22 protein-coding genes and 1 pseudogene are annotated in these 22,641 nt (G+C 42.2%); 13 read left to right on the top strand and 10 right to left on the bottom strand.

The features are described from left to right. The 4 genes and pseudogenes from prmA to aroQ all read right to left on the bottom strand — a co-directional run. Positions 1-151 (bottom strand): annotated as a pseudogene (gene prmA, locus NWQ57_RS19055) (50S ribosomal protein L11 methyltransferase); the annotation flags it as partial. 156 nt (positions 152-307) lie between these two features. Continuing rightward, positions 308-1,657: an acetyl-CoA carboxylase biotin carboxylase subunit gene (gene accC / locus NWQ57_RS19060; RefSeq protein ID WP_306023766.1), complete on the bottom strand. Its 1,350-nt coding sequence runs from the start codon at positions 1,655-1,657 to the stop codon at positions 308-310. 12 nt (positions 1,658-1,669) lie between these two features. After that, positions 1,670-2,128: an acetyl-CoA carboxylase biotin carboxyl carrier protein gene (accB, locus tag NWQ57_RS19065; RefSeq protein WP_306023767.1), complete on the bottom strand. Its 459-nt coding sequence runs from the start codon at positions 2,126-2,128 to the stop codon at positions 1,670-1,672. A gap of 49 nt (positions 2,129-2,177) precedes the next feature. Next, complete coding sequence (gene aroQ / locus NWQ57_RS19070) at positions 2,178-2,579, bottom strand: type II 3-dehydroquinate dehydratase (RefSeq protein WP_372340947.1); 402 nt, start codon at positions 2,577-2,579, stop codon at positions 2,178-2,180. A gap of 202 nt (positions 2,580-2,781) precedes the next feature. Between aroQ and NWQ57_RS19075 the strand changes: the two genes are divergently transcribed. The 3 genes from NWQ57_RS19075 (at position 2,782) to NWQ57_RS19085 (ending at position 8,789) form a co-directional block, all read left to right on the top strand. Next, complete coding sequence (locus tag NWQ57_RS19075) at positions 2,782-3,378, top strand: ACP phosphodiesterase (RefSeq protein ID WP_306023769.1); 597 nt, start codon at positions 2,782-2,784, stop codon at positions 3,376-3,378. Between the two features lie 18 nt (positions 3,379-3,396). Beyond that, entirely contained in the window at positions 3,397-4,026 is a 630-nt protein-coding gene (gene upp / locus NWQ57_RS19080; protein WP_306023770.1) for a uracil phosphoribosyltransferase, read from the top strand. A 149-nt stretch (positions 4,027-4,175) separates the two neighbouring features. Next, positions 4,176-8,789, top strand: a complete 4,614-nt coding sequence (locus tag NWQ57_RS19085; protein ID WP_306023771.1) for an EAL domain-containing protein — start codon at positions 4,176-4,178, stop codon at positions 8,787-8,789. 91 nt (positions 8,790-8,880) lie between these two features. Here the strand turns inward: NWQ57_RS19085 and NWQ57_RS19090 are convergent, their stop codons facing one another. Beyond that, positions 8,881-10,734 carry a protein-disulfide reductase DsbD gene (locus NWQ57_RS19090; RefSeq protein ID WP_306023772.1) on the bottom strand — a complete coding sequence of 618 codons (1,854 nt, stop codon included), beginning with the start codon at positions 10,732-10,734 and terminating at the stop codon, positions 8,881-8,883. Between the two features lie 314 nt (positions 10,735-11,048). Here NWQ57_RS19090 and NWQ57_RS19095 point away from each other — a divergent pair, with 314 nt between their 5' ends. The 10 genes from NWQ57_RS19095 to NWQ57_RS19140 all read left to right on the top strand — a co-directional run bounded on the left by NWQ57_RS19095 (position 11,049) and on the right by NWQ57_RS19140 (position 18,804). After that, positions 11,049-11,549 (top strand): FxsA family protein, encoded by a 501-nt coding sequence (locus NWQ57_RS19095; protein ID WP_306023773.1) that lies wholly within the window; start codon positions 11,049-11,051, stop codon positions 11,547-11,549. Between the two features lie 71 nt (positions 11,550-11,620). After that, positions 11,621-12,214 (top strand): hypothetical protein, encoded by a 594-nt coding sequence (locus tag NWQ57_RS19100; RefSeq protein WP_306023774.1) that lies wholly within the window; start codon positions 11,621-11,623, stop codon positions 12,212-12,214. Between the two features lie 71 nt (positions 12,215-12,285). After that, positions 12,286-12,948 (top strand): response regulator, encoded by a 663-nt coding sequence (locus tag NWQ57_RS19105; RefSeq protein ID WP_306023775.1) that lies wholly within the window; start codon positions 12,286-12,288, stop codon positions 12,946-12,948. 3 nt (positions 12,949-12,951) lie between these two features. Continuing rightward, positions 12,952-14,277: an ATP-binding protein gene (locus NWQ57_RS19110; RefSeq protein ID WP_306023776.1), complete on the top strand. Its 1,326-nt coding sequence runs from the start codon at positions 12,952-12,954 to the stop codon at positions 14,275-14,277. A 28-nt stretch (positions 14,278-14,305) separates the two neighbouring features. Continuing rightward, a complete protein-coding gene (locus NWQ57_RS19115) occupies positions 14,306-14,623 on the top strand; it encodes a cupredoxin domain-containing protein (RefSeq protein ID WP_306023792.1) in 318 nt (105 codons plus the stop codon). Beyond that, the gene (locus NWQ57_RS19120) at positions 14,613-15,398 is read left to right on the top strand and encodes a hypothetical protein (RefSeq protein WP_306023777.1); all 786 of its coding nucleotides are present in this window, start codon (positions 14,613-14,615) and stop codon (positions 15,396-15,398) included. Before NWQ57_RS19115 ends, NWQ57_RS19120 begins: the two co-directional genes overlap by 11 nt. Positions 15,399-15,415: 17 nt before the next feature. Further along, positions 15,416-16,102, top strand: coding sequence for a hypothetical protein (locus NWQ57_RS19125; RefSeq protein WP_306023793.1), 687 nt, complete (start codon positions 15,416-15,418; stop codon positions 16,100-16,102). 42 nt (positions 16,103-16,144) lie between these two features. Beyond that, positions 16,145-16,450, top strand: coding sequence for a hypothetical protein (locus tag NWQ57_RS19130; protein WP_306023778.1), 306 nt, complete (start codon positions 16,145-16,147; stop codon positions 16,448-16,450). Between the two features lie 76 nt (positions 16,451-16,526). Further along, a complete protein-coding gene (locus NWQ57_RS19135; protein ID WP_306023779.1) occupies positions 16,527-16,802 on the top strand; it encodes a peptidylprolyl isomerase in 276 nt (91 codons plus the stop codon). Positions 16,803-16,896: 94 nt separating this feature from the next. Then, the gene (locus NWQ57_RS19140) at positions 16,897-18,804 is read left to right on the top strand and encodes an endo-1,4-beta-xylanase (RefSeq protein WP_306023780.1); all 1,908 of its coding nucleotides are present in this window, start codon (positions 16,897-16,899) and stop codon (positions 18,802-18,804) included. Here the strand turns inward: NWQ57_RS19140 and NWQ57_RS19145 are convergent, their stop codons facing one another. The 5 genes from NWQ57_RS19145 to arcA form a co-directional block, all read right to left on the bottom strand. Next, the gene (locus NWQ57_RS19145; protein ID WP_306023794.1) at positions 18,805-19,638 is read right to left on the bottom strand and encodes an FAD:protein FMN transferase; all 834 of its coding nucleotides are present in this window, start codon (positions 19,636-19,638) and stop codon (positions 18,805-18,807) included. Positions 19,639-19,747: 109 nt separating this feature from the next. Beyond that, positions 19,748-21,064 (bottom strand): DUF3570 domain-containing protein, encoded by a 1,317-nt coding sequence (locus NWQ57_RS19150; protein WP_306023781.1) that lies wholly within the window; start codon positions 21,062-21,064, stop codon positions 19,748-19,750. Beyond that, on the bottom strand, positions 21,055-21,279 hold the full coding sequence (locus tag NWQ57_RS19155) for a DUF4266 domain-containing protein (RefSeq protein WP_306023782.1): 225 nt from the start codon (positions 21,277-21,279) through the stop codon (positions 21,055-21,057). The genes NWQ57_RS19150 and NWQ57_RS19155 overlap by 10 nt, the downstream gene beginning before the upstream one ends. Positions 21,280-21,284: 5 nt before the next feature. Further along, positions 21,285-21,791: a TlpA disulfide reductase family protein gene (locus NWQ57_RS19160; protein WP_306023783.1), complete on the bottom strand. Its 507-nt coding sequence runs from the start codon at positions 21,789-21,791 to the stop codon at positions 21,285-21,287. 131 nt (positions 21,792-21,922) lie between these two features. Then, on the bottom strand, positions 21,923-22,630 hold the full coding sequence (gene arcA, locus NWQ57_RS19165; RefSeq protein ID WP_306023785.1) for a two-component system response regulator ArcA: 708 nt from the start codon (positions 22,628-22,630) through the stop codon (positions 21,923-21,925). Positions 22,631-22,641: the final 11 nt, after the last annotated feature.

The raw sequence follows: 22,641 nt of genomic DNA on the forward strand, positions 1-22,641 counted from the left end.
ATAACATGACTTCGCCAGGTTTAGGTTCGTACATAGGCGTGTCTTTAGCATCAAAGAAACTAACGGCTTGAGAACCATTGGCGCTGAGCATATCGCCTACTTGTTCGGCGTATTTAGCTGGACTACTAATTTTTAACTGGATCCATGGCATGGCAAAATTTCACTGACTGGCAAAGGGCGTATTATATCAGGTCAAATTTAAAAATGGTTTTAAAGAAAGGGAAATACTGAATTGAGTTAGGGGGATAGGCAAAAACGCTAGGTAAAATAGGATTATGGTGCGTCAACACCATAATCCTCATTTTATTTAGTGACCACCCATACCGAGTTTTTTCTCAAGATAATGGATGTTAGCGCCACCTTTGGCGAAGGCTTCATCAGCCATTATTTTTTTCTGCAGTGGGATGTTGGTTTTTATGCCAGTGATGATTAATTCATCAAGAGCATGACGCATTCTAGCAATTGCCACTTCACGAGTTTCACCGTAGGTGATCAGCTTACCTATCATCGAATCATAATAGGGAGGGACTTTGTAATCCGCATAAATATGCGAATCCCACCGTACGCCTAAACCACCAGGTGAGTGGAATTGGTTAATTTTGCCTGGACTTGGTATAAAGGTTTCTGGATCTTCAGCGTTAATACGACATTCAATAGCATGGCCGCGGATCTGAACCTGTGACTGATCAATTGACAGTTTATTTCCAGCAGCAATACTTAATTGTTCTTTAATTAAATCAATGCCGGTTATCATTTCAGAAACGGGGTGTTCAACCTGAATACGTGTATTCATTTCAATAAAATAGAACTCACCATTTTCGAATAAAAACTCAAAGGTACCCGCGCCACGATAACCAATTTCAACACAAGCTTGGCAACATCTTGCGCCAATTTTTGCTCGCATTTCAGGGGTAATGCCTGGCGCTGGCGCCTCTTCTACCACTTTTTGATGACGACGTTGCATAGAGCAATCGCGCTCACCTAAATGGATAGCGCCACCTTGGCCATCAGCCAATATTTGTATTTCTACGTGGCGTGGGTTTTCTAAAAACTTTTCCATGTAGACAATGTCATTGCCAAAGGCTGCGCCAGCTTCAGCTTGCGTGGTTGCTATTGCGCTAATCAGCTCAGACTCGCTGCGTACAACACGCATACCTCGACCACCGCCACCGCCAGCTGCCTTAACGATAATGGGGTAACCAATACGCGCTGCAGTTGCTTTGTTGACGGCTTCGTCACTGCCTAGTGGGCCATCAGAGCCAGGAACGCAAGGTACGCCTGCCGCTTTCATTGATTTGATTGCAGATACTTTATCGCCCATAAGGTTAATGGTATCGGCTTTAGGACCAATAAAAATAAAGCCACTTTTTTCTACTGCGTCAGCAAATGCTGCATTTTCAGCCAAAAAGCCATAACCAGGGTGAATGGCATCTGCGTCAGTGATTTCAGCAGCGGCAATAATGCGGGGAATATTTAAGTAACTTTCGGTGGCCGAAGCTTTACCGATACAAATCGTTTCGTCGGCTAACAGTACGTGCTTGAGTGATTCATCCGCGGTTGAATGCACAGCAACTGTTTTTATGCCTAACTCTTTGCAAGCGCGAAGAATGCGCAAGGCAATTTCTCCACGGTTGGCAATAAGAACTTTTTTAAGCATGCTAATCTGCCTTTATTCAATCACAAACATGGGTTGATCAAATTCAACCGGGTCTTGGTTATCCACTAAAATCTGTTTAATCACACCAGCTTTATCTGATTCGATTTGATTCATCATTTTCATGGCTTCGATAATACATAGCGTATCACCCACGTTTACTTTCTGGCCCACTTCAACAAATGCTTTAACGCCTGGTGATGATGAACGGTAAAACGTTCCTACCATAGGAGAGCGTAATATATGGCCAGAGGGGGCTGCCGCTGCTGCGGTTTCAGCTGGTGCAGCAGGGGCGGCTGGAGCAGGTGCGGCAGAATATTGGGGCTGTGGTGCATACTGCACAGGTGCGTACTGAACGCCAGTAGACTGTCCGCGATGAATTCTTACTGACTCTTCACCTTCAGTGATTTCTAGTTCAGATATGCCTGATTCTTCAACCAGTTCTATCAATTTTTTAATTTTACGTATATCCATGATAATTCTCTCTGTTCAATTTGTATTTGTAATTGGTCTTGGTAGATCGTTATTTGTTCTTAAGGTACTGCTGCGCTGCTAATAAGCCAAATTCGTAGCCTTGAGTGCCAAAACCACACATGACCCCTTGGGCAACGTCACTTAAATAAGAATGGTGTCTGAACGATTCGCGAGCGTGAACATTAGAAAGGTGTATTTCGCTAAAAGGGATATTGACACTCAACAAGGCATCTCGTAGTGCAATACTGCTATGCGTGAAGGCGCCAGGATTAATTAATATATAATCAACCTTGTTAAACGCAGCATGAATAGCATTGATAAGTTCATGTTCAGCATTTGACTGGACATGCTCAAGTTCAATACTAAGCTCAGTTGCTCGACGCTTTAGCCTAAGGACAATTTCATCTAAGCTCTCTGCACCGTAAATATGAGGCTCTCGCTTCCCGAGCATATTTAGATTGGGTCCGTTTATGAGTAATACTTTCACGCTGTTGTCACTTAATTAGATATCCTATTTTGTAATCAAAATAGCTGCTTGAACGTTCAAAGAGCAGCTATTATAGGGAGCATTTAGAATATAGCAGCAAAATACTGGTCTTATCAGCGAAGTTTACCGCAAAGTTTTAATTTTTTATCGTCAAATAGAGTACATTTTGAATTATATAGCACACATACATATCGCCAATCATACGCAAACCAGTTTGCTTGGTAATTTCCTTGGCGATTTTGTTAAAGGCTCGTCTTTGATTCATTTGCCTAAAGAGCTCGCTATTGGTGTGCAACTCCACCGTAAGGTCGATTCATTCACCGATAACCATGAGTTAGTCAAAAATTTGCGTAAAATGTTCCCTCGCGAACTGCGCCGAGTCGCGGGGATTATCATTGATATCACCTTTGACTATCTCTTGATGCAGCAATGGGACGGTTTAACCTTGCAAACAAAAGAACAGGTGTTAACGCGTTTTTATCATCAACTGAGCGTCTTCGATGGGATTGATACCCATCACTTTAAGCGCTTGTCTCATAGCTTAGTGACTGACCGCTGGTTGTTGGAATATCAGCAAGCTGATACTTGTTTGCGTGCTATGAAAAGTATTGAGCGAAGACTAAACAATAAGATAATTTTTGCTGATACCGCCTACGTTTTTTTCCTAGCAAATTTGCCAGAATTTGAAACGACTTTCACCGCTTTTTATCCAGAATTACTTATTCATGGAGTACACTACAGTCAGCAATTACGTTCTATTTAATTTAAACGAGTATTAACCATGGCTATAAAAGAAATCAATCATCCCTTAGTGCAACATAAACTTGGTCTTATGCGAGAAGCGGGCATAAGTAGTAAAGATTTTCGCGAATTGGCCAGTGAGGTGGGCAATCTACTTACTTATGAAGCAACCCGAAATCTAGAAACAGAGCTAGTCAGTATTAAAGGGTGGAATGATGAGACAATTGAAACGCGCAAAATAAAAGGAAAAAAAATAACCGTTGTGCCAATTTTACGTGCTGGTTTGGGCATGTTAGATGGTGTGATGAAGTTAATACCTAACGCTAAAATCAGTGTAGTGGGTTTATATCGTGACGAGGAAACTTTACAGCCGGTCGCTTATTTTGACAAAGTCGTCAAAGATATCGCCCAGCGCACCGCCTTGATTGTTGATCCAATGTTAGCCACTGGAGGCACACTGATTGCTACAATTGACTTGTTAAAACAAAAAGGCTGTACTGACATTATGGGTTTGTTTCTTGTGGCAGCGCCTGAGGGAATAGCGGCAGTGCAAGAAAAACATCCAGATGTAGATATTTATACCGCGGCCATTGATTTAAAGTTAAATGAGCAAGGCTATATCCTGCCTGGCTTAGGTGATGCGGGTGACAAACTATTCGGTACTCGCTAGCTTAACGTTGAGTTAGGCGAGGCGGGAAACCAAGGCGAATGATTGCCAAAGGCTGTTGCTGTAATGATTAGAATACGTGACATTTTTAGCCTAGTGGATTTTACTATTACAGGTTGAGTTATTAACTAAAACGAGAGTTATTAGAATTGATGGCAGCAAAACATCTGCGGTATCTACAATCCATAAAGCGGATTCGTTTTCTTCGTTACATTAAAAGTCCAGCCCCGAATTTTTTAGTGGCACTGTTATGTCTGGTTTTTAGTGCCTTTGCGCAGGCTAATCCTTTACTTTCTGAACCGACATTTCTTCGGGTATCTACTGAGCAGGGTTTATCTCAAGACACTGTTAATACCTTATTAATCGATCAAAATGGCTTTTTATGGATTGGTACTTACGACGGGCTAAACCGTTACGATGGATATAGAGTAGAGTCAATTGCGGGTAATAATAACGAGTTACTCAATGTGCCAATCAACAGTTTATTCCAAGATTCACAGGGAAATCTATGGATAGGCTCTGAAGATAGGGGGGTCTTTCAGTTAAATTTACAGACCGGTAAAAACCAAAAAGTGGTCGATTTACAGAGCCTTTCAGATCCCAATTTTCAGCAAGTCAATTATCAAATTTTTGAAGATAAACAAGGTGATATTTGGTTTGTAATGGAACAAATGGTGGTCAAATATTCTTATCAAACTCAGTCTCTAACGACTGTGTATCAAATGAATGATAAAGATATTGAGGCTTACGATATTTTTCGATGGGCTTTATTGCAAGATACCACCTTATTTTTAGCCACAGCATCTAAATTATTAGCTGTGGATAGTGAAACGGGCAAAGCGGTCAATGTTGACTATCTGCAGCAAGTCGCTCCTAGCTTAGATCAGTTAAACAGTAAATTTTTATACACAGACAAGCACCGTTTGTGGATAGGCACGGTGGAGGGGCTCTATAGCTTACCCTTAACAGAGACTCTGGCTTATGTGCATGGTAAAAGCGCTTTGCCACTTTCGACTCGTCATATTGAGCATCGCAATATTTGGCGTTTCGCACAAGCGTCAAACGGACTCTTTTATATCGCCACCGATCAAGGATTATATAGCTACAACCAACAAACGTCGCAGTTACAACATTTGTTTTTACCCACCGACAGTCGTGAAAGTCTGGCCTCGGATGTACTACTGGATATTCTTATTGATAAAAAACAAAACCTGTGGCTTGGTTCGGAAGCAGATGGCGCTCTTTATTGGTCACCTAAAACGACCTTATTTACTAATGTATTTAATGCTCGAGGGGGACGTGATAACAAAATACTTAGTAATAACAATGTTTTAAGTGTTTATTCAGACAACAATGATGAGTTATGGATAGGCACACGAAATGGTCTTAATGTTTACAATCTAAATGAGGGTGAATCACAAAGTTTTCTCAGTACCTCTGATGAAAAGTCCCAATATTCTTCAGCAACTATCAGTCGTATTTTTAAAGACAAAGAGCAAAACTTATGGCTTTTTGCTGGTGCTTCAATTGTTCATTTTGATGCTAAAGCTAAGCGTACTATCCCCTTAAATGTTAAGAATCCTGCGGATCAAAAGTTACTTAATGAGGGCGTGTATGGTATGCGTTTGCTACCAGATGGTGACATCCTATTTTTCACCGTAAACAGTCTTTATCGCTATAAACCCAAAACTGGAGAAGTACGGCCATTAGAAACACCCAGTGCAGTCAATATTGCTCAAGCGTACGCGCTTTTGCCGCCGTTAGCTGATAGGCCCAATACGACCTTATTGAGTTTACTTGGCCAGTTATGGGAATTTGATAATCAAACCAGCCAGTTCAATTTGTTACACAGTTTAAAGGCAAAGCAGCATCGTGCAAATATATACCCTGATAGCGCCGTGTTAGATGAGCAAGGCATAGTATGGATTGCCTATACTGGCTATGGCTTAGTGGGTATAGATAACAAAACGCATGAACAAAAGTTTTTTTATGACAAGGACAACTTGCTACCGACAAATTCTATTTATGGTTTGCAGTTGGATGAGTTAGGCAATATTTGGATGAGCTCTCATGCAGGTATTTTGAAATTTAATCCTGTGACTCAGTACTTACAGAAATTTGGTGTGGCACAAGGCTTAAAAAATCTAGAATTTAATCAGTTTACTAATACCACCCTGCTTGACGGCAAAATGGTATATGGCTCGCCTAAAGGACTCACTATATTTGCTCCTAAAAAATTAACTGAATCGAGTTCAGACACTATTCAAAATCAAGTACGCATTACCAATGTTGAATTATCTACCCGATTACTGAGTATGCCAAAAACCAGTCTTAATGGTCAGCATATTGAGCTAAACCATCAGGACGTGGGCTTAAAAATCTATTTTTCGACCCTGCAATACGAAAATCAAACGAGCACTCGCTACGGTTATCGTCTCTCAGGAGCCAGCGAAATTGCGTTTACCGAAACGCGAGTGCCAGAGGTCTTGTTTCCTACACTGCGTCCTGGTGAGTATACCTTTGCCGTAGTGGCTTTTGATTCTGGAACAGGGCTTAAAGGAGAAGAAGCTTTTATTACTATTCATGTTGGCTATGCACCTTGGCTGTCACCGTGGGCCATCGCCTCTTATGTTTTGGTTCTAAGTTCGTTTTTATTGCTACTTGCATGGCGCAAACGTAAAAATGATCTCGCTTTGCGCGCGGCCCACAATGAAGTGGTTGAAAGTAAAAATAAGCTCACCCTTGCTCTGACTGCCAGTAATAGTGGAATCTGGGAGTTTGATGTGACCAAGCAGTTATTTTTTACTCCAAGACTGACGGATGAGTTGGGGCACAGTAGTGCGTCTGAAAAAGTAAAATTCCAAGAACACCTTGCTCTTATTCATCCTATAGACAGCGGCTATTATCAAAACCAATGGCAACGATTTTTTAGAGGGACAGATTCAGAGCTCGACGTGACATTTAGAATGCATGCCGCCGATGGAAGTTGGATTTGGTATCGAGACTTGGGCAGCATAGTGCAGTCAGATGCACAGGGTTTACCCTTAGTGGTTACTGGAACCTACACTAACGTAACAGACAATCTAGCCAACCAAGAAAATTCCAGACTGTTTGCTGAGGCCTTTAAACATACTCATGATTGGGTATTGATATACGACAGCCAGCAATTACCTATCGCCGCCAACGACGCTTTTAAGTCTGTATTTAATATTCCGAGTGATAATGCATTGCAGGCATCTTTGGCAAAAATTCGTGATGTTCAATCACCTGAGTCAATTAAGTTTTGGGATAAACTGCAACATTTAAAAGCAAACAAATACTGGAAAGGTGAAGACAAAATTGTCTTTTTAGACGGCTCGGTTTGCGACGTACTAATTCATATTAATGCCATAGCAAGCAGTCATGATGCCAGTCGCATTGAATACTATTTGCTGATTGTTTCAGATATTAGTGAACAGAAGAAAGCCGAAGAAAAACTCAGACGTTTGGCTAACTTCGATTCATTAACAGGTTTACCTAATCGAGCTTTATTGCTTGATCGTGTTGAACGCGGCTTAGAACACGCCAATCGACACCACCAAAGCATGGCTTTATTTTTTATTGATTTAGACCGCTTTAAGCAAGTGAACGACAGCTTAGGCCACAAAGCAGGCGATGAATTACTGAAAATTGTGTCTGACCGATTAATCAATAAATTACGCAAAGAAGACACTGTCGCGCGCTTAGGTGGTGATGAATTTGTCATCATGATTGAAGAGGTCAGCTCAGCTGAAGCGATCAGTGCCTTAGTGGTAGAAATAAGTGCATTAATAGACCTACCTATTGTAATCATGAACCAAACCGTGAGTGTGTCATCGAGTATCGGTATTGCCATGTATCCGGGTGATGGAGCAACGGCAGAAGAGTTGCTCAAAAATGCTGATATTGCGATGTACCATGCCAAGGAACAGGGAAGGAGTAATTTTCAATTCTTTACCGAACGCATGGATGCCATTGTTAAAGAACGCATGGCTTTGGAAAATAAATTAAAAGCCGCACACAAACAAAAGCGTTTCCAAAATTACTATCAGGCCATCGTCAATGTTGACTCGGGTCGGGTTGAAGGTTTTGAGATCTTAATGCGCTGGCCGACTCGCAACGGCATGGTGCCACCAGACAAGTTTATTCCAATCTCCGAAGAACTGGGCTTAATTGAGTACATGACCTTAGATGCTTTTGAGCGCGCGATGCCGGTGTTGAAAAAATTAAACAACCAAGGCTTTGACGGCTATTTATCGGTTAACTTGTCAGCGCGGCATTTTGAAACTCAGTCTTCTATTGACCGCATTATGTTCCTATTGGAAGCGCACGAGATCCCGATATCGTCTATTCGTTTTGAGATCACTGAAAGTGCCTTGATGAGAGACTACGAAAAAGCCCTCGACTACATGATGCAAATAAAACAAAAGGGCTTTTTGATTGCATTGGACGACTTTGGCACGGGCTTCTCTTCACTAAAATACTTGAAAGAATTCCCTATCGACGTCATCAAGGTGGATAAAAGTTTTGTTGACGATATTGGCAAAAATAAAAATAACGAAGCGATTATTTTAACCACCTTGAGTATGGCAAAACAGCTAAGTATGTCCTGCGTAGCAGAGGGAATAGAAGAGCAACAGCAAGTAGACTTTTTCAAACAACATGGCTGCTATAACTTACAGGGTTATTTTTTCTCCAGACCTGTTCCTGCAGAAGAATTGGAACAAGTGTTAGAAAAACGGTGGTAGACACGCCAGATAGTGCACACCCGCTCTTTATTAGTCACTGCAAATAAGCAAACAAGCAGACTCATGGCTTAGAGTCTGCTTATTACTTGTACTAGTTGAATATCTGATTAACGTGAGCTGCAAAGGGCTGGGCTTTCATAAAACCCGTGACGCGAGCTGATTCGACTTCTTCGCCCTGTTCATTAAAAAATAGTATGGTAGGTAATCCTAAGACTGAAAAATACTCCTGAAATTGTAAGTTAAGCGGCGTATTGTCAGTTAGGTCAATTTGCATCCAAACACTATTACTTAGGGCTTCAACTACTGGTGGGGCGGGAAAGGTAAATTTTTCGAATTCTTTACAAGCCACACACCAATCAGCGTACAAATCTAACATCACGGTTTTGCCCTGTGCATTGGCAGCAGCGACTTTAGCCTTAAAGTCTTCGAGGTCTTTCACTAAGATGAAATCGGGGTGTTGTACTGGTGCCTGTTGAGATTGAACAGAGTTTGACAAAGTTTGATGACTAAAAATAGGCGCAATAGTGAGGTAGGCGTATAAACCTGATGCCATCAGCCCGACAAAAATAAATAAAGCCCGTAATCCTTTAAAGAAGGATAATTTGCTTTCTTGGTTCATTACAAAAAAGTAACTAAAACTGGCGAGCCCAAGCACCGCCCAAGCGAGATCAATCGCAACTTGTGGAACATAACTTTGTAAACGTTCAACAAAGATTAACGCCACGGCTAACATCATAAAACCAAAGGTCACCTTGACAATATTCATCCAGTTACCCGCTTTAGGTAAGAGTTTACCGCCTGTAATGCCAAATAATATGAGCGGAATGCCCATGCCTAAACTCAGCGCGTACAGGGCGCTAAAGCCAAGAACTAAATTACCACTTTGGGCGATATACAACAAAATGCCAGTAAGCGGAGCGGTGGTGCAAGGGGATGCAACTAAGCCAGAGATGGCACCCATAACAAACACCCCAATGTAGCTGCCACTTTTTTGTTTGTTACTCATGGCATTGAGTTTTTCTTGCCAGCTTGAGGGCATTTGCAACTCGTAAGCGCCGAACATTACAATGGCCAACAAGACAAAAATCACGATTAAACTGATTAATATAGCTGGGTGCTGCAAAGTTGCTTGAAACTGTACGCCAGCTGAAGCCACCACTAAACCCAATATGGAATAGGTCAGCGCCATACCTTGCACATATATAAACGACAAACTAAATGCCTTTGAGGTACTAATTCCCTTACCTTGTCCTATTACAATCCCGGACAAAATGGGGTACATCGGAAACACACAAGGGGTAAATGCTAAGCCAATACCCAACAAAAAAAACAAAAATAAACTCCAAGACATGCTTTTATCGCTGGCGAGTAAATCAGCAAGCTCGAACTGTTGAGATACAGGTGCGCTATCTTGGCTGTTGGTCGCGGGTGTTGATTTGGGTGTAGAATTTTCAGCCGAGCTGCTGGTTTGGGTTAAAAGGGCAGGCCCATCGACTGCATCTAAATAAACCACCTTTATGGTGGGTGGATAACATAAACCGGCATCGGCACAGCCTTGGTATTGAATTTTTACTACGCCATCTTGAACAGACTGGACGATGGGGTAAGTGATATTTAATTGGTGACGAAAAACCTCTGATACACCAAAAAATTCATCTTCAATTTGTTCAGATTGAGGAAATTGAGGATCGGCTAATTCAGCATTTTTAACCACGGTTTTAAACTGCTTCTTATAAAGATAGTAACCATCGGCGACCGTCCAACTCAATACGAGTTGCTTATCCGTTTGAGTAAATTCAAACTGAAACGCCTCATCTACGGGCAAAAACTCAGGCTCTTCAGTGAACAAATCAGCAAAGGCATCCGACTGCTGAGCGTTAAGGGGAAGAGCTAAAAATAGGTAGGCCAAACAGGCTAATAACCAGTAACTTTTTGTGTTTAACATTGTTTTATTCATTTCCGTCATTAAATAGTTTCGCGTTTAAAAAATGAAAGTGCTGAGCTGACGTTTATATAGCCCCAATACCTTTAACGGCCTTAGTCTACTCTTTGATTACTTAACACAAAATTAAATGTGCGTAATTTAAAGTCTCACCGCATTATCATCTACGTTTGTCTGTAACTTTTTCTTTTCAGACCAAGGTGACCCGCTTAAACGCATTGAACTTTCATCTTATTTTAGGCTCTCTTGTATGTTACCTTCTTAACAAAGCGCTTTTGCTTTTTTGTTTAATTCACTTTAGCTAAATTGAGACCGCCGTGGGCAAATTATTCCTGTTATTCGCCATCCTTCCAATATTAGAAATTACCTTACTTATTCATGTAGGCGAAATCATTGGCGGGTGGAACACCGTTGCTATCGTTATTATTACCGCCTTTTTAGGTGCGCATTTAGTCAGGCAGCAAGGCTTGCATACCCTAATGACTGCCCAACAAAAAATGCAGGGTGGTACATTGCCCGGTCAAGAAATGGCGGAAGGGCTATTATTGGTTATCGCCGGCGTGATGTTGGTTACCCCAGGATTTATTACTGATATTTTTGGTATCGTACTGTGCTTGCCCTTAACGCGTCCTTTGATTGCTAAAGCCATGTTAACGCGCTTAGTCGTCAGGGTGGTCCAAAACGGTTCCGCTCAAACAAATTACAGTCACTCGCAAACTGAATATACCAGCAGGTCTTCGAATGGGGGTGACATCATTGAAGGTGAGTATGAAACAAAGGACGAGTCGATTAAGCAAGGCTTAAGAAAACCAGACTAATCTATACCCCTGTTTAGTGATTGGGGTGGTCGTTGATTATGTTGTGCCGCGTATGTTTGATGTGTCTATTCATGGCGCAGAGCCTTAGTGTTTGGGCCCATGACGAGGCGGTGTCTGCATTGTATGAAAACTGGCAGAATTCTACTGTTTTTAATTCCCAAGAGCTTGATAAAGGGCTGTTGCAACAGTTTGTCAAAGACGCACAAATTTTAACTAAGCAAAACCCCAACGACCCCCGAGCCTCAGCTATCAGTGGTTTAATAAAAGCATTTTACGCCAGTCAATTTCCCGGTATCGAGGGGCTAAAGCTCGCTAAACAGGCCCGCGATGAATTGCAGCATGCTCTACGTTTAGATCCCCTAGTGTTTGCCGAGTTAACCTATGCCGAATTGGGCCATTTATACCACAATACTCCAGGGTGGCCGTTCTCTTTCGGCAGCCAGCCTATGGCAGAAAAATTGTTAGAAAAAGCCTTGGAAGTGGATCCTCAAGGGATCATGAGTAATTTACGAATAGGTGAGTATTGGTTCGATCATAAAGCGTATCCTCAAGCGCAAAAATACTTGCAAACAGCGATAAATATAGCGGATCAGAACCCCCACATCAGTTGGATTGACTTTGAATTACTTCGTGCTAAACAAATGTTGGCAAAAATTCACAAGTAATTGACCTCATTTTTTGCACTATCCTGTTAATATTGTTCAAATTTAAAGAAATAACGACGTAAGAGAACAGCATGCGAATACTGTTAGTGGAAGATGACGTGCAATTAGCCAGAGGCTTACATCAATCATTACGTGCGGAAGGATTTACCGCTAATCATGTTAATAATGCTAAATCTGCTTGGCTGACGGTACAAACCAACGAATGCGACATGTTGGTATTGGATCTGGGTTTGCCTGATATGGATGGTTTGAGTCTGTTAAAAAAAATTCGTCAGCACAATAACCGAATGCCCGTGTTAATACTGACCGCCCGGGATTCCATAGAAGACAAAATTAAAGGCTTGGATCAAGGCGCTGACGATTACTTAAGTAAGCCTTTCGATGTGGCTGAGCTCATCGCACGCCTGCGTGTTATCGAACGTCGTCTGGGTACAGCGGTCAGTAGCATTATAAAAATAAAAGACGTGAGTCTTGATTCAGCCTCTCATGTGGTGAACATTGCTGACACCACGTTAGAACTTCCCCGTAAAGAGTTTATGGTGTTAAAAATTCTCATGGAGCAAGCAGGGCGCATTCAATCTCGTGAGCAATTAGAGTCTAAGTTGTACGAATGGGGTGAAGAAGTCGCCAGTAACGCCATTGAGGTCCACATCCATCACTTACGTAAAAAACTACCTGATGGGTTTATCAAGACCATACGTGGGGTGGGGTATAGTGTGGCTAAGGGCAACTAGACTTTGTCAATTCGCCGCTATCTCACCTTAATACTGATTTCAGTGATTACCCTGGTGACCTTTGCGTCAGCAATTCAAGGGTATCGCAGTAGTATGTTAAAAGCGGCGTCAGTGTTTGATGACGAGCTGAAGTCTTTGGCCTTGATTTTGGCATCTACCTCTTTGCACTCTTCAAGCAAGATTGACCTGGACCAAAGTGCTTTTACTTTTCAGATTTGGCAAGATAATCATGTATTGGTTTCATCTAATCAGCAGCTCACATCAGCAATAGGTAATTTTTCGGAGGGCTTTGGCGAAAATAATTTTTTAGCCCAGCGCTGGCGTACTTACAGTCATTGGCTTGCTGAGCAAAATCAATGGATTATCGTGGCTCAGCCACTGAGTTACCGTTTTGAATTAGCAGAAAACGTGATTTTGGCTGCAGTAACCCCTTTGGTTATTTCCATTGCTATTTTGGCGGCATTGACCTTTCTAATTATTAGCCGAGGGTTATTGCCACTTAATTTATTGTCTGAAGCCTTAAAAATTAAAAAAGCTGATGATCTTCGTCCTTTATCTGCCATTCCTCAAGCCGCCGAGTTAGTGCCAGTCGTAAATACCTTAAACCAATTGTTTGAACGTTTAGAATCGGCTTTTGTGCGTGAAAAACGTTTTGCCTCTGATGCAGCTCACGAGCTGCGTACGCCCTTAAGTGTTTTGAAAATAAACGCACATAATCTGGCCATTGAATTACAAGCCCAGCAACAACCAATGACTAATATGACATTTTTACAGCAAGGGATAGAGCGTATGAGTCATGTGGTTGAGCAAATATTATTACTGAATCGCACCAATCCCGAACAGTACAGAGGCAAATTTGTCAGGTTGGATTTAACAACCTTGTGCCAAAATGTGATTGCTACGGTGTACCCGCAAATCGCGCAAAAGCAACAAGAGATTGAGTTATTGGGTGAATGTGGTCATGTGGTGGGTGATGAATTTGCGCTAGAAATTTTACTGCAAAACTTAATTTCAAATGCCAGTAAATACACGCCCGATTTTGGACAAATTCGGGTCACCTTACGTCAACTCAAAGGTGAAATCGTGGTTAACGTGGAAGATTCAGGCCCTGGTATGGCCCCATCCGAATACGCCCTTGTTTTTGAACGTTTTTATCGCATCGGTGGGGACAGACACGCGAGCAATGTGCCCGGCTGTGGCCTAGGTTTAGCGATTGCAAAACACATTGCTCAATTACATCATGCTACACTTTCTCTCAGTCATTCAGAGACATTAGGCGGCTTAGCTGTTGATCTTAGGTTTTCACAAAAAGGAGCCGAGCTTGTTTAAGTTGAGTCGCTACTTTTTATTGCTACTGATGGTATTCAGCTCGTCCTTACTGGCAGTCACTGAATATGAATTAGTGCTAAAAGACCATTTGTTTTTTCCTTCTCGGATTACCATTCCTGCAGGCAAAAAAGTCAAACTGATTATTCACAATCAAGACGATACCCCTGAAGAATTCGATAGTTTCTCTTTGAACCGACAAAAGGTCATTTTTGCCAAACGTAAAACCTATATCTTCATTGGGCCATTACAGCCTGGAGAGTACGATTTTGTCGGTGAATACAATCCTAATTCTGCCAGAGGTACGGTGGTTGTTGTAAAAGAAGCGGGAGGCGGTGATGTTAATTAATACCGTTATCTTATTTTTACGGGACGCCTTACCCATATTTGTATTGATTGGTTTATTACTGGGTCAAGTTCAATTGTCTAAACGGGTTTTTATTGGATCCTTGTTTGCAGGGTTAGCTTGCTCACTTTTTTTTATTCAACAAGTGGATGTGCTCGGTGAAATGTTTGCAGGCACGGGCTTAGAAATCACCTTATGGTGTTTACACTTTTTTATATATTGTTTAGTGGTTTTGTTAGGGTTTTCACCCCTTCTTTTTTCCAGCCATGATATTTCTCGTGTCAATCAAATTATGGCTTGTGGTTTATTGGTGCTTATTATTGTAGCCAAGGGTACAAACTTTCTATTGTATTTTAATGGTTATTTAAATCAGCAAAATGCCCTGCAGTCGATGTTGATTGGGACGCTTTTAGGCTTAGGAATTTGCTTGAGTTTGGCGATTTTGTTGTATTTCTTTACGCATTGGTTAAACCGCAAAAACGGCTTTTTTGCACCTTGGCTGGTATTGCTTGTTTTTGCTACAGGGCAGCTAGTGAACGCCATCAATTTACTGGTGCAAGTGGATGTTATCAGTGATGCAGCACCGATATGGAACACACAATGGCTGGTGGATAATGAGTCAGAGTATGGCTATTTATTAAATGTACTCATTGGCTATGCCGCCACCCCTACAACGCTGCAAATTGGCTTGTATTTGCCGCTCATTATATTCCCGATCATTGCTCGGTACTGGTGGAATCGAATCGCCACCCAAACACATAGAGGTGAAAGCCAGTGAAAACCAAGTCAAAAATAATGTGCTTAGTGATGAGCATCTGGGGGGGAATTACGCAGGTTTGGGCTGACGGAAATCCGGTAGACAAGGTATATCATCCTTTAGTGATAGCCAATGAACGTAAATTTGAGTGGCGTTTTACCTCTCGTCAAACTGATGATAAAAATGTCTTGGCCCAACGTTTTGCCTATGGACAAGCTGTGTCAGAGTACCTGATCATCGAAGCGTATATTAGCGGGCAGCGCGATGAGTCTGATGATTACGGTTTACAGGGGATAGAACTAGAAGCGCGTTACATGTTAACTGATCAAGGCCAATATTGGGCAGATTGGGGCTTATTGTTTGAGTTTGAAAAACAGCACGATGATAATAATTTTGAATTTACCACTGGTGTATTGTTTGAAAAAGAATTTGTCCGTACCAGCTTAACATTAAATGCACTGCTTATTTATGAGTGGGGTGAAAATGTACCCAATGAATTCGAAACCGAATTTAGGTTGCAGTATCGTTATCGGTTTATGCCCGAAGTACAACCCGCTATCGAAATCTACACCGGTGAAGATTTTGTGGGTATAGGCCCTGCGTTTATGGGCGTTCATCGCTACAGTGGTATTAAACAATTAAAGTGGGAACTTGCCGCTATTGCAGGCTTTAATGGCAATAGTAAAGACAGGACACTGCGTTTTGCAATTGAATACGAGTTTTAACTAGGCATTTTAAATTAACCTCGATTCAACAAGGAATCTGATTTGGAAACGGCTGTCATCATTTTAATCACTGTGTTGTTGCTTATTTTGATCAGCGCCCCTGCGTGGTTAATGTGGTACGCAGCAGAGTCTTTACTGCCACGAGCATACTGTTTTTCATCGGCGTGGATGACGGTGATTACGCTAGTATTAGCGCTTATTACCAGTGCAATCATGAGCACATCAGCGGCGATACAAGCCGCTGAAGGCTTAATGAGCGTGCTGGTCTATTCTATTATTTGGTCATCTGCGCTCATTCCGCTGGTAAGTTTGAGCTTATTTCTATTTAAAAGACAAAGTGATATTTGAGTATAAACATTGTTTTTGAACTTCTGCTGTGTTTAAACATAGCGTCTATTCAATCAACTAAAAAGTAATCACCATTATGAAAGCCTGTGCCTGCCACATATTAGTAAAAACCGAAGCTGAAGCGCTCAAGATTAAAGCCCTATTAGACAAAGGTGGTCATTTTCAGCAGTTAGCCAAAAAACATTCTTTGTGTCCCTCTGGCAAAAAAGGCGGCGATTTAGGTGAGTTTCGACCGGGCCAAATGGTCAAGGCATTCGATAATGTGGTGTTTAAAAAAGCAATTTTAGAAGTGCATGGTCCAGTAAAAACCCAATTTGGCTATCATTTAATAAAAACGCTATATCGCAATTAAAAAAACGAAATATTACATGGCTCACATATCTTATTTACAATCTAATAACATCCTGTTTGTTTATTGATGTCATTTGCGTAAAAAGGGGTGTGAAATGAAGCTGTGTTATTTAGGGTGTGTAGTTTGGCTGTTGTTAGTTGCCTGTGGTAGTTCGGGGGACGGAAATACCCCTACCGTAACCGCCCCTCCGCCAATTGCACCGCCGTTAACACCACCACCTCCAGCAACTGTTAACATCCCTGCGGGTGGTGAGTTGCTCATCTCCAGTAGCGAGGCTTTACAGCCAATATCTTATTTAGGTGATGCTGCTAATCCCGTGGCTAAACTGAACGTAGTGGACGCCACTCACGCTAATTTTAACCAAGCCTTGAAAATAGAAGTGCTAAAACCAGAAGGTGATTATTGGAATGGTCAGATCCTGATCCCCTTGAACAAAGCGGTCACTAAAGATGATGTTATGTTGGTTCATTTGTATTTTCGAACCACTTTTACTACCTCAGAAAGTGGTAGTGGCTTTGTTACCGTATTTATGGAGAGTCCGGCTCCTGACTACACTAAATATGTGGAGAGGGAAATAACCAGTGACAGTGAGTGGCAAGAATATTTAATACCGGTTCAAATTGCACAGGACTTTGCCAAAGGGGAGCTCCAGCTAAAATTTGGCGTAGGTGCAGGGAATAAAGCGCAAACTTACGAAATTGGTGGTATTGCTTTATACAATTATGGTCAGTCAGTGAGTCTAGAAAGTTTGCCAAAAACGGAGTTGAGTTATGGTGGCAGAGCGTCCGATGCAGCTTGGCGACAAGCAGCAGAGGAGCGCATTGAGGCCGTTCGTAAAGGTGACTTTAGCTTGACCATCAAAGACGGTGCTGGCAATGCGCTTACTAATACAAACCTACAAATCAATTTTTTACGCCATGCTTATCACTTCGGCTCTGTGGTAGCGGCAGACATGCTGATGCAGCAATCCTCTGATGGCGACAAATACCGAGAAACGTTGCTGGCAAACTTTAATCAGTCAGGCACCGAAAACGATTTGAAATGGGCGCCGTGGGCAGGAGAGTGGGGCGAAAGCTTTAATCAACAGCAAACAATTGCTGCACTCAATTGGCTAAAAACGAACAAGGTTTATACACGAGGACACGTTCTGGTATGGCCCTCAAAACGCAATTTGCCTCTTCTTGTTCAGTCCTATTTACCCGAAGATCCTAGTCAAGCCGATCCAGCAGTGAAGCAAGTGGTTTTAGATCATATTGATGACATTACGCAAGCGACTAAAGCTTATGTAGATGAATGGGACGTGCTAAATGAGCCTTTTGACAATCACTATTTAATGGATGCTTTTGGCAATAATGTCATGCTCGATTGGTTTAACCAAGCAAGACTCAACTTGCCCGAGCAAGCACTGTATATTAATGATTACTCAATTTTATCTGGCGGCGGGCGTAATAGTGCTCACCAACAACATTATCAAGACACCATTGAATATCTTAAAACCAACAATGCTCCTATCACGGGCATTGGTTTGCAAAGTCACTTTAGTGAAAACCTCACGGCTATTACGGCAATTTATGACTTAATTGAACGCTACCATCGCGCCTTTCCAGAATTGGCTATCCGCGCTACAGAATTTGACGTCAATACAGCAGACACTTCGCTACAAGCAGACTTCACTCGCGACTTTTTAACTATCTTTTTTAGTCATCCAGCCACAGTTGGCGTGCAAGCCTGGGGGTTTTGGGCTGGACGTCATTGGCTACCGAAGGGGGCCATGTATTCGCAAAATTGGCAAATTAAGCCCAATGGCGAGGCGTGGCAAAATCTCATATATAAAACGTGGTGGAACAACTTCAGTGGTCAAACCAACGAAGCGGGTGTGTTTCAGCAACGTGGTTTTTACGGCGACTATGAAGTAAGCGTTACTGTTGCTGGAGTGGTACATACTTTTGACTTTAGTATTGGGGCTGACAGCAATAATAACCTTGAATTTGTTATACCCTAGTTATCGATAACACCAAAATTGTACGTTTTGACTTTGTAAAAATGACTCAGCAGCAGGGCCTTGTAACAATGCTAAAGTAGCAAGTAGTCCTGCTTGTATACAATGTGACGCGACAACCGTGACTGAGCGCGGTGCATCCTCAATGGGGTAACCCGTTAAAGGATTCAAAATGTGGCTGTACCGTTTGCCATTTTTTAGCAAAAACCGCCGAGAATCCCCGCTAGTTGCTAAACCACCACTCTTTATTTTCAGCAGTTTGGCCGCTGCGCCGTCGTCAGTAATGCTCTCAATACCAATGTGCCAATACTGCTCGTTTACGCGTGCTTGGGTAACTTGGATGTCGCCACCAAAGTTAACCACCACAGATACACCTGCTGCTTCTTGTGTGCACTGTTTTGCAACACTATCGACAGCATATTCTTTGCCAATTCCCCCTAAGTCGAGTTCCATTCCTATGGGTAGCTGAATATGCTTAGTTGAAAGTTTCACTTTAGACCAACCAATCAAGGGCAATAACTGATTAACGGTATCGGCGCTGGGGACACGGTCTGAGCCATCAAACTGCCAGGCTTTGCGCAACACACCAGAACTTAAATCAAACATACCATCACTCAGGTGATAACAGGTATCGGCAAATTTAAGCAGGCGGTGGGTTTCGTCATCTATTGCTACTTCAAGACCAGCCGCATGATTGATTTGATGTAGTAAATTGTCAGCCTTATAACGACTAAACTTCTGCTCGATGCGCTTGCTTTCATCATAGGCCAGTGATGTTAGATGATGAGCGAGTTGCTCGTCGATCGAATCAATTAATAATTCACAAGGGCTGCCCATGGCAAAAAAGCGACCACAAAAGTGGTCGCTTTTTCTTTCAATGGTATAGCCGTGTTGAGTTGATTTCGTGCTCAATGTCTTGCCTGTCAGTTATCACTGCAATGATAGCTTAAAACCGATAGCTCACTTGGGCAATCACCGCTTTCAAACTGGGATATAAGTCAACATCTTGTAACGCGCCTGGTTCATTAAAACCGGCATTTTTAGGCGTTTGTTGATAATATTCTAGTCTAAAGGCTAATTCATCACCATTGTCCAATTCCATGCCGTATTTTAAACCCACCGTATAGGCGGTCATCTCACCTAAGCGATAGTCAGCACTGGCAAATTCAGGCACGTTATCTCCTTCCATTAAGAAGGGACGGTAAAATTCTGCTGCGCCTTGTTGATAGTAGCGAAAGTGCGGTTGTAGGTAACTGGTGTCAGACAAGTTAATACGCAGACGTGAGTCAATCGTGTGCGAGTCAATTTTCCAATCATCGGTGGCAAAACGATAAGAGATATCAGCAACACCAAAGTCCAAGGCGTATTTTGTTTGCCAATAAAAACTGTTGCGCGTGCGGGTATCGGGCCGGTTTTCATATAACAAATCTTGAGTAAGCCCTTGCTCGTTCACCACCGACAATATTTTAAAAGGATCAGTGGTATAGCCATCTACCAGCGACAAGCCATAATTAAACTGCATGATCATGCGTCGATTAATCACTTGGGTCAGCCCTAACATTAAGTCTATGGTATTTTTGTTATCTGAATCGTCAACGCGGGTACGGTTAAAGTCGTCTTCATATTCGTTTTCATTTTCTTGCTCATTTTCACTGTCATCGCTATAGGGCTTAATCGCTACTGATGAAAACGCTAATGGAATCCCACCCTCTGGTTTAATTGTGTCAAAGGCGTAAGATAAGCCAAGAGATAGAGTTGTATTCTTTTGATTTAAGTCATAAGCCACAGAGCCATTCACGGCAAACGACATATAATCGTATTCATTTGAAAAATTGACCCCGCCACTGGCGCGCATATTCTCGGCAATTGGTTGAGTCCATTGGGCAGTTAATTGCACGCGAGTATCATGAAAGGTATCATCTAAAGGCGTTTCACCTGCGCCTGTTACATAATTGCCGTCACCTGAAGGGCGGGTAAAGGTTTGTGCAACAGGCTGCGCTACCGCACCAGTGGCAGAGGCACCAGTTAGGCCATCGATAGTCACCTTACCGCTAAAAATGTGCTCGTCACCAAAATCTTTAGTGGCACCTATAATGGCCTCTACTGCGGTAACACGGTCGACTTCACCGTAGTACATTAACGCGGTATCAAACTTCCAAAGCTCATCAGTGTCTGCCGCATTGGCATTAGGCGCACCCAAAAGTGCACATGTGGCTGCCGCTAACGCGCTGCTGATATTGATTGGTTTATTCATTAGTTGCATCCACAACCTCCACCGGCAAAGGCTCTACCGCCGCTAGTGGCTTCTTTACTAAAATAAATATGGTCGTCAAGAGCAAGGTCGACACCTTCAGCGTCAAGGGCCATTTCGTCTTTTGCTAATAGATCTCTTTCCCAGGGTTGAACACCAAGACTGGCGCAGCCCGCAAGCTGGACTAATAATAAAAGTGAGCTAATTTTTAGAACCTTATGACGCATTGGGTCTACTCCTGTTCGTTGATTAAAGTGGTAATTTCATGTTCATACAGGGCTTTTTTCTCAGTGAAAAAGCCCTTATGTGCTAAGCGTAAGTTGCCCTTTTTATCTATTAGATAACTGCTTGGCATACCTAAAAGCTGATAGGCTGAAGCGATTTCGCCTTGAGGGTCATAGACAATGGGCATGGTGGCCGGTACGTTATCTAAAAACGCGGCGGCCAATTCGGGTTCGGCATCTAAGTTTATCGCTATGATTTGTAACTTTTCTGGGTACTTGGCTTGCATTTCGTTCATCCAAGGAAACGATTTACGGCAGGGTTTACACCAGCTTGCCCAAAAATCAACATAAACGACCTTGCCTTTAAGGTCTGTCAAGGAGCCAGAAAGTTGCTCAGTTTGAATAGTAAAGTTAGGCGCAGTTTGGGCCTTTTGAGGTAAATCTTGAGCAGCAGATGTTGTGGCCATAGAAAACCCAAGGCTACAAATAACAAGGGCAGATTTAATAAACTTCAAGGGGATGTTCCTAAGTATCACGTATAGGAAACACAATAGGGGCTGAAACTTAAACCAAGCTTAACAAAGAAAATTAGGCAATAAAAAAGCAGCCAAAGCTGCTTTTAAACAAACATAACGTGGCTGTTTGCTTATGCGTCTACCGAACCACAAAAACGATAGCCTTCACCATGAATGGTGACAATCAAATCATCTGCATTAATTTCTGATTCAAAATGCTTACGTATACGACGTATTGTGACATCTACGGTACGGTCATTCGGACGTAATTCACGACCAGTCATTTCTAATATTAATTGTTCACGAGTAAGAATTTTGCCTGGGTTGCTTAAAAACAAATGTAAGGCACGGAATTCACTGCGTGGTAAGCGGAATTCTTTACTGCTTGGAGAAATCAAACTACGGCTATCGCCGTCCAATACCCATCCATTAAAGTTTACACGACTGGGTAAGTCATCATCTTCATTAGTATTGCTGGTACGGGCTAATAAATTACGTGCCCTGATAGTTAGTTCACGAGGATTAAAGGGTTTCGTTAAATAATCGTCTGCACCGATTTCTAAACCAAGTATACGGTCAACATCGTTATCACGGCCAGTAAGGAAAATAAGGCCGATATTTTTACGACCGCGCACTTCACGAGCTAAGATTAAGCCGTTTTTACCCGGTAAATTAATATCCATAATAACGAGGTTAATGTTATTGTTTTCAAAAAAGTCATGCATTTGCTCGCCATTTTCAGCTTCAAATACGTTATAACCTTCCGCTTCAAACAAACTTTTTAGCGTCGTGCGGGTAACGACTTCATCTTCAACAATTAAAATATTAGGAGTCTGCATAATTTAACGCC

The sequence above is a fragment of the Paraglaciecola sp. genome (assembly GCF_030730205.1).
In the GTDB taxonomy this organism is placed as follows: Bacteria; Pseudomonadota; Gammaproteobacteria; order Enterobacterales; family Alteromonadaceae; genus Paraglaciecola.

Coding starts and splice junctions, on each gene's coding strand:
- accC (WP_306023766.1), bottom strand. CDS start 1,657: ATGCTTAAAAAAGTTCTTATTGCCAACCGTGGAGAAATTGCCTTGCGC.
- accB (WP_306023767.1), bottom strand. CDS start 2,128: ATGGATATACGTAAAATTAAAAAATTGATAGAACTGGTTGAAGAATCA.
- aroQ (WP_372340947.1), bottom strand. CDS start 2,579: ATGCTCGGGAAGCGAGAGCCTCATATTTACGGTGCAGAGAGCTTAGAT.
- upp (WP_306023770.1), top strand. CDS start 3,397: ATGGCTATAAAAGAAATCAATCATCCCTTAGTGCAACATAAACTTGGT.
- NWQ57_RS19085 (WP_306023771.1), top strand. CDS start 4,176: ATGGCAGCAAAACATCTGCGGTATCTACAATCCATAAAGCGGATTCGT.
- NWQ57_RS19090 (WP_306023772.1), bottom strand. CDS start 10,734: ATGTTAAACACAAAAAGTTACTGGTTATTAGCCTGTTTGGCCTACCTA.
- NWQ57_RS19100 (WP_306023774.1), top strand. CDS start 11,621: ATGGCGCAGAGCCTTAGTGTTTGGGCCCATGACGAGGCGGTGTCTGCA.
- NWQ57_RS19105 (WP_306023775.1), top strand. CDS start 12,286: ATGCGAATACTGTTAGTGGAAGATGACGTGCAATTAGCCAGAGGCTTA.
- NWQ57_RS19115 (WP_306023792.1), top strand. CDS start 14,306: ATGGTATTCAGCTCGTCCTTACTGGCAGTCACTGAATATGAATTAGTG.
- NWQ57_RS19120 (WP_306023777.1), top strand. CDS start 14,613: ATGTTAATTAATACCGTTATCTTATTTTTACGGGACGCCTTACCCATA.
- NWQ57_RS19125 (WP_306023793.1), top strand. CDS start 15,416: ATGTGCTTAGTGATGAGCATCTGGGGGGGAATTACGCAGGTTTGGGCT.
- NWQ57_RS19135 (WP_306023779.1), top strand. CDS start 16,527: ATGAAAGCCTGTGCCTGCCACATATTAGTAAAAACCGAAGCTGAAGCG.
- NWQ57_RS19140 (WP_306023780.1), top strand. CDS start 16,897: ATGAAGCTGTGTTATTTAGGGTGTGTAGTTTGGCTGTTGTTAGTTGCC.
- NWQ57_RS19145 (WP_306023794.1), bottom strand. CDS start 19,638: ATGGGCAGCCCTTGTGAATTATTAATTGATTCGATCGACGAGCAACTC.
- NWQ57_RS19150 (WP_306023781.1), bottom strand. CDS start 21,064: ATGCAACTAATGAATAAACCAATCAATATCAGCAGCGCGTTAGCGGCA.
- NWQ57_RS19155 (WP_306023782.1), bottom strand. CDS start 21,279: ATGCGTCATAAGGTTCTAAAAATTAGCTCACTTTTATTATTAGTCCAG.
- arcA (WP_306023785.1), bottom strand. CDS start 22,630: ATGCAGACTCCTAATATTTTAATTGTTGAAGATGAAGTCGTTACCCGC.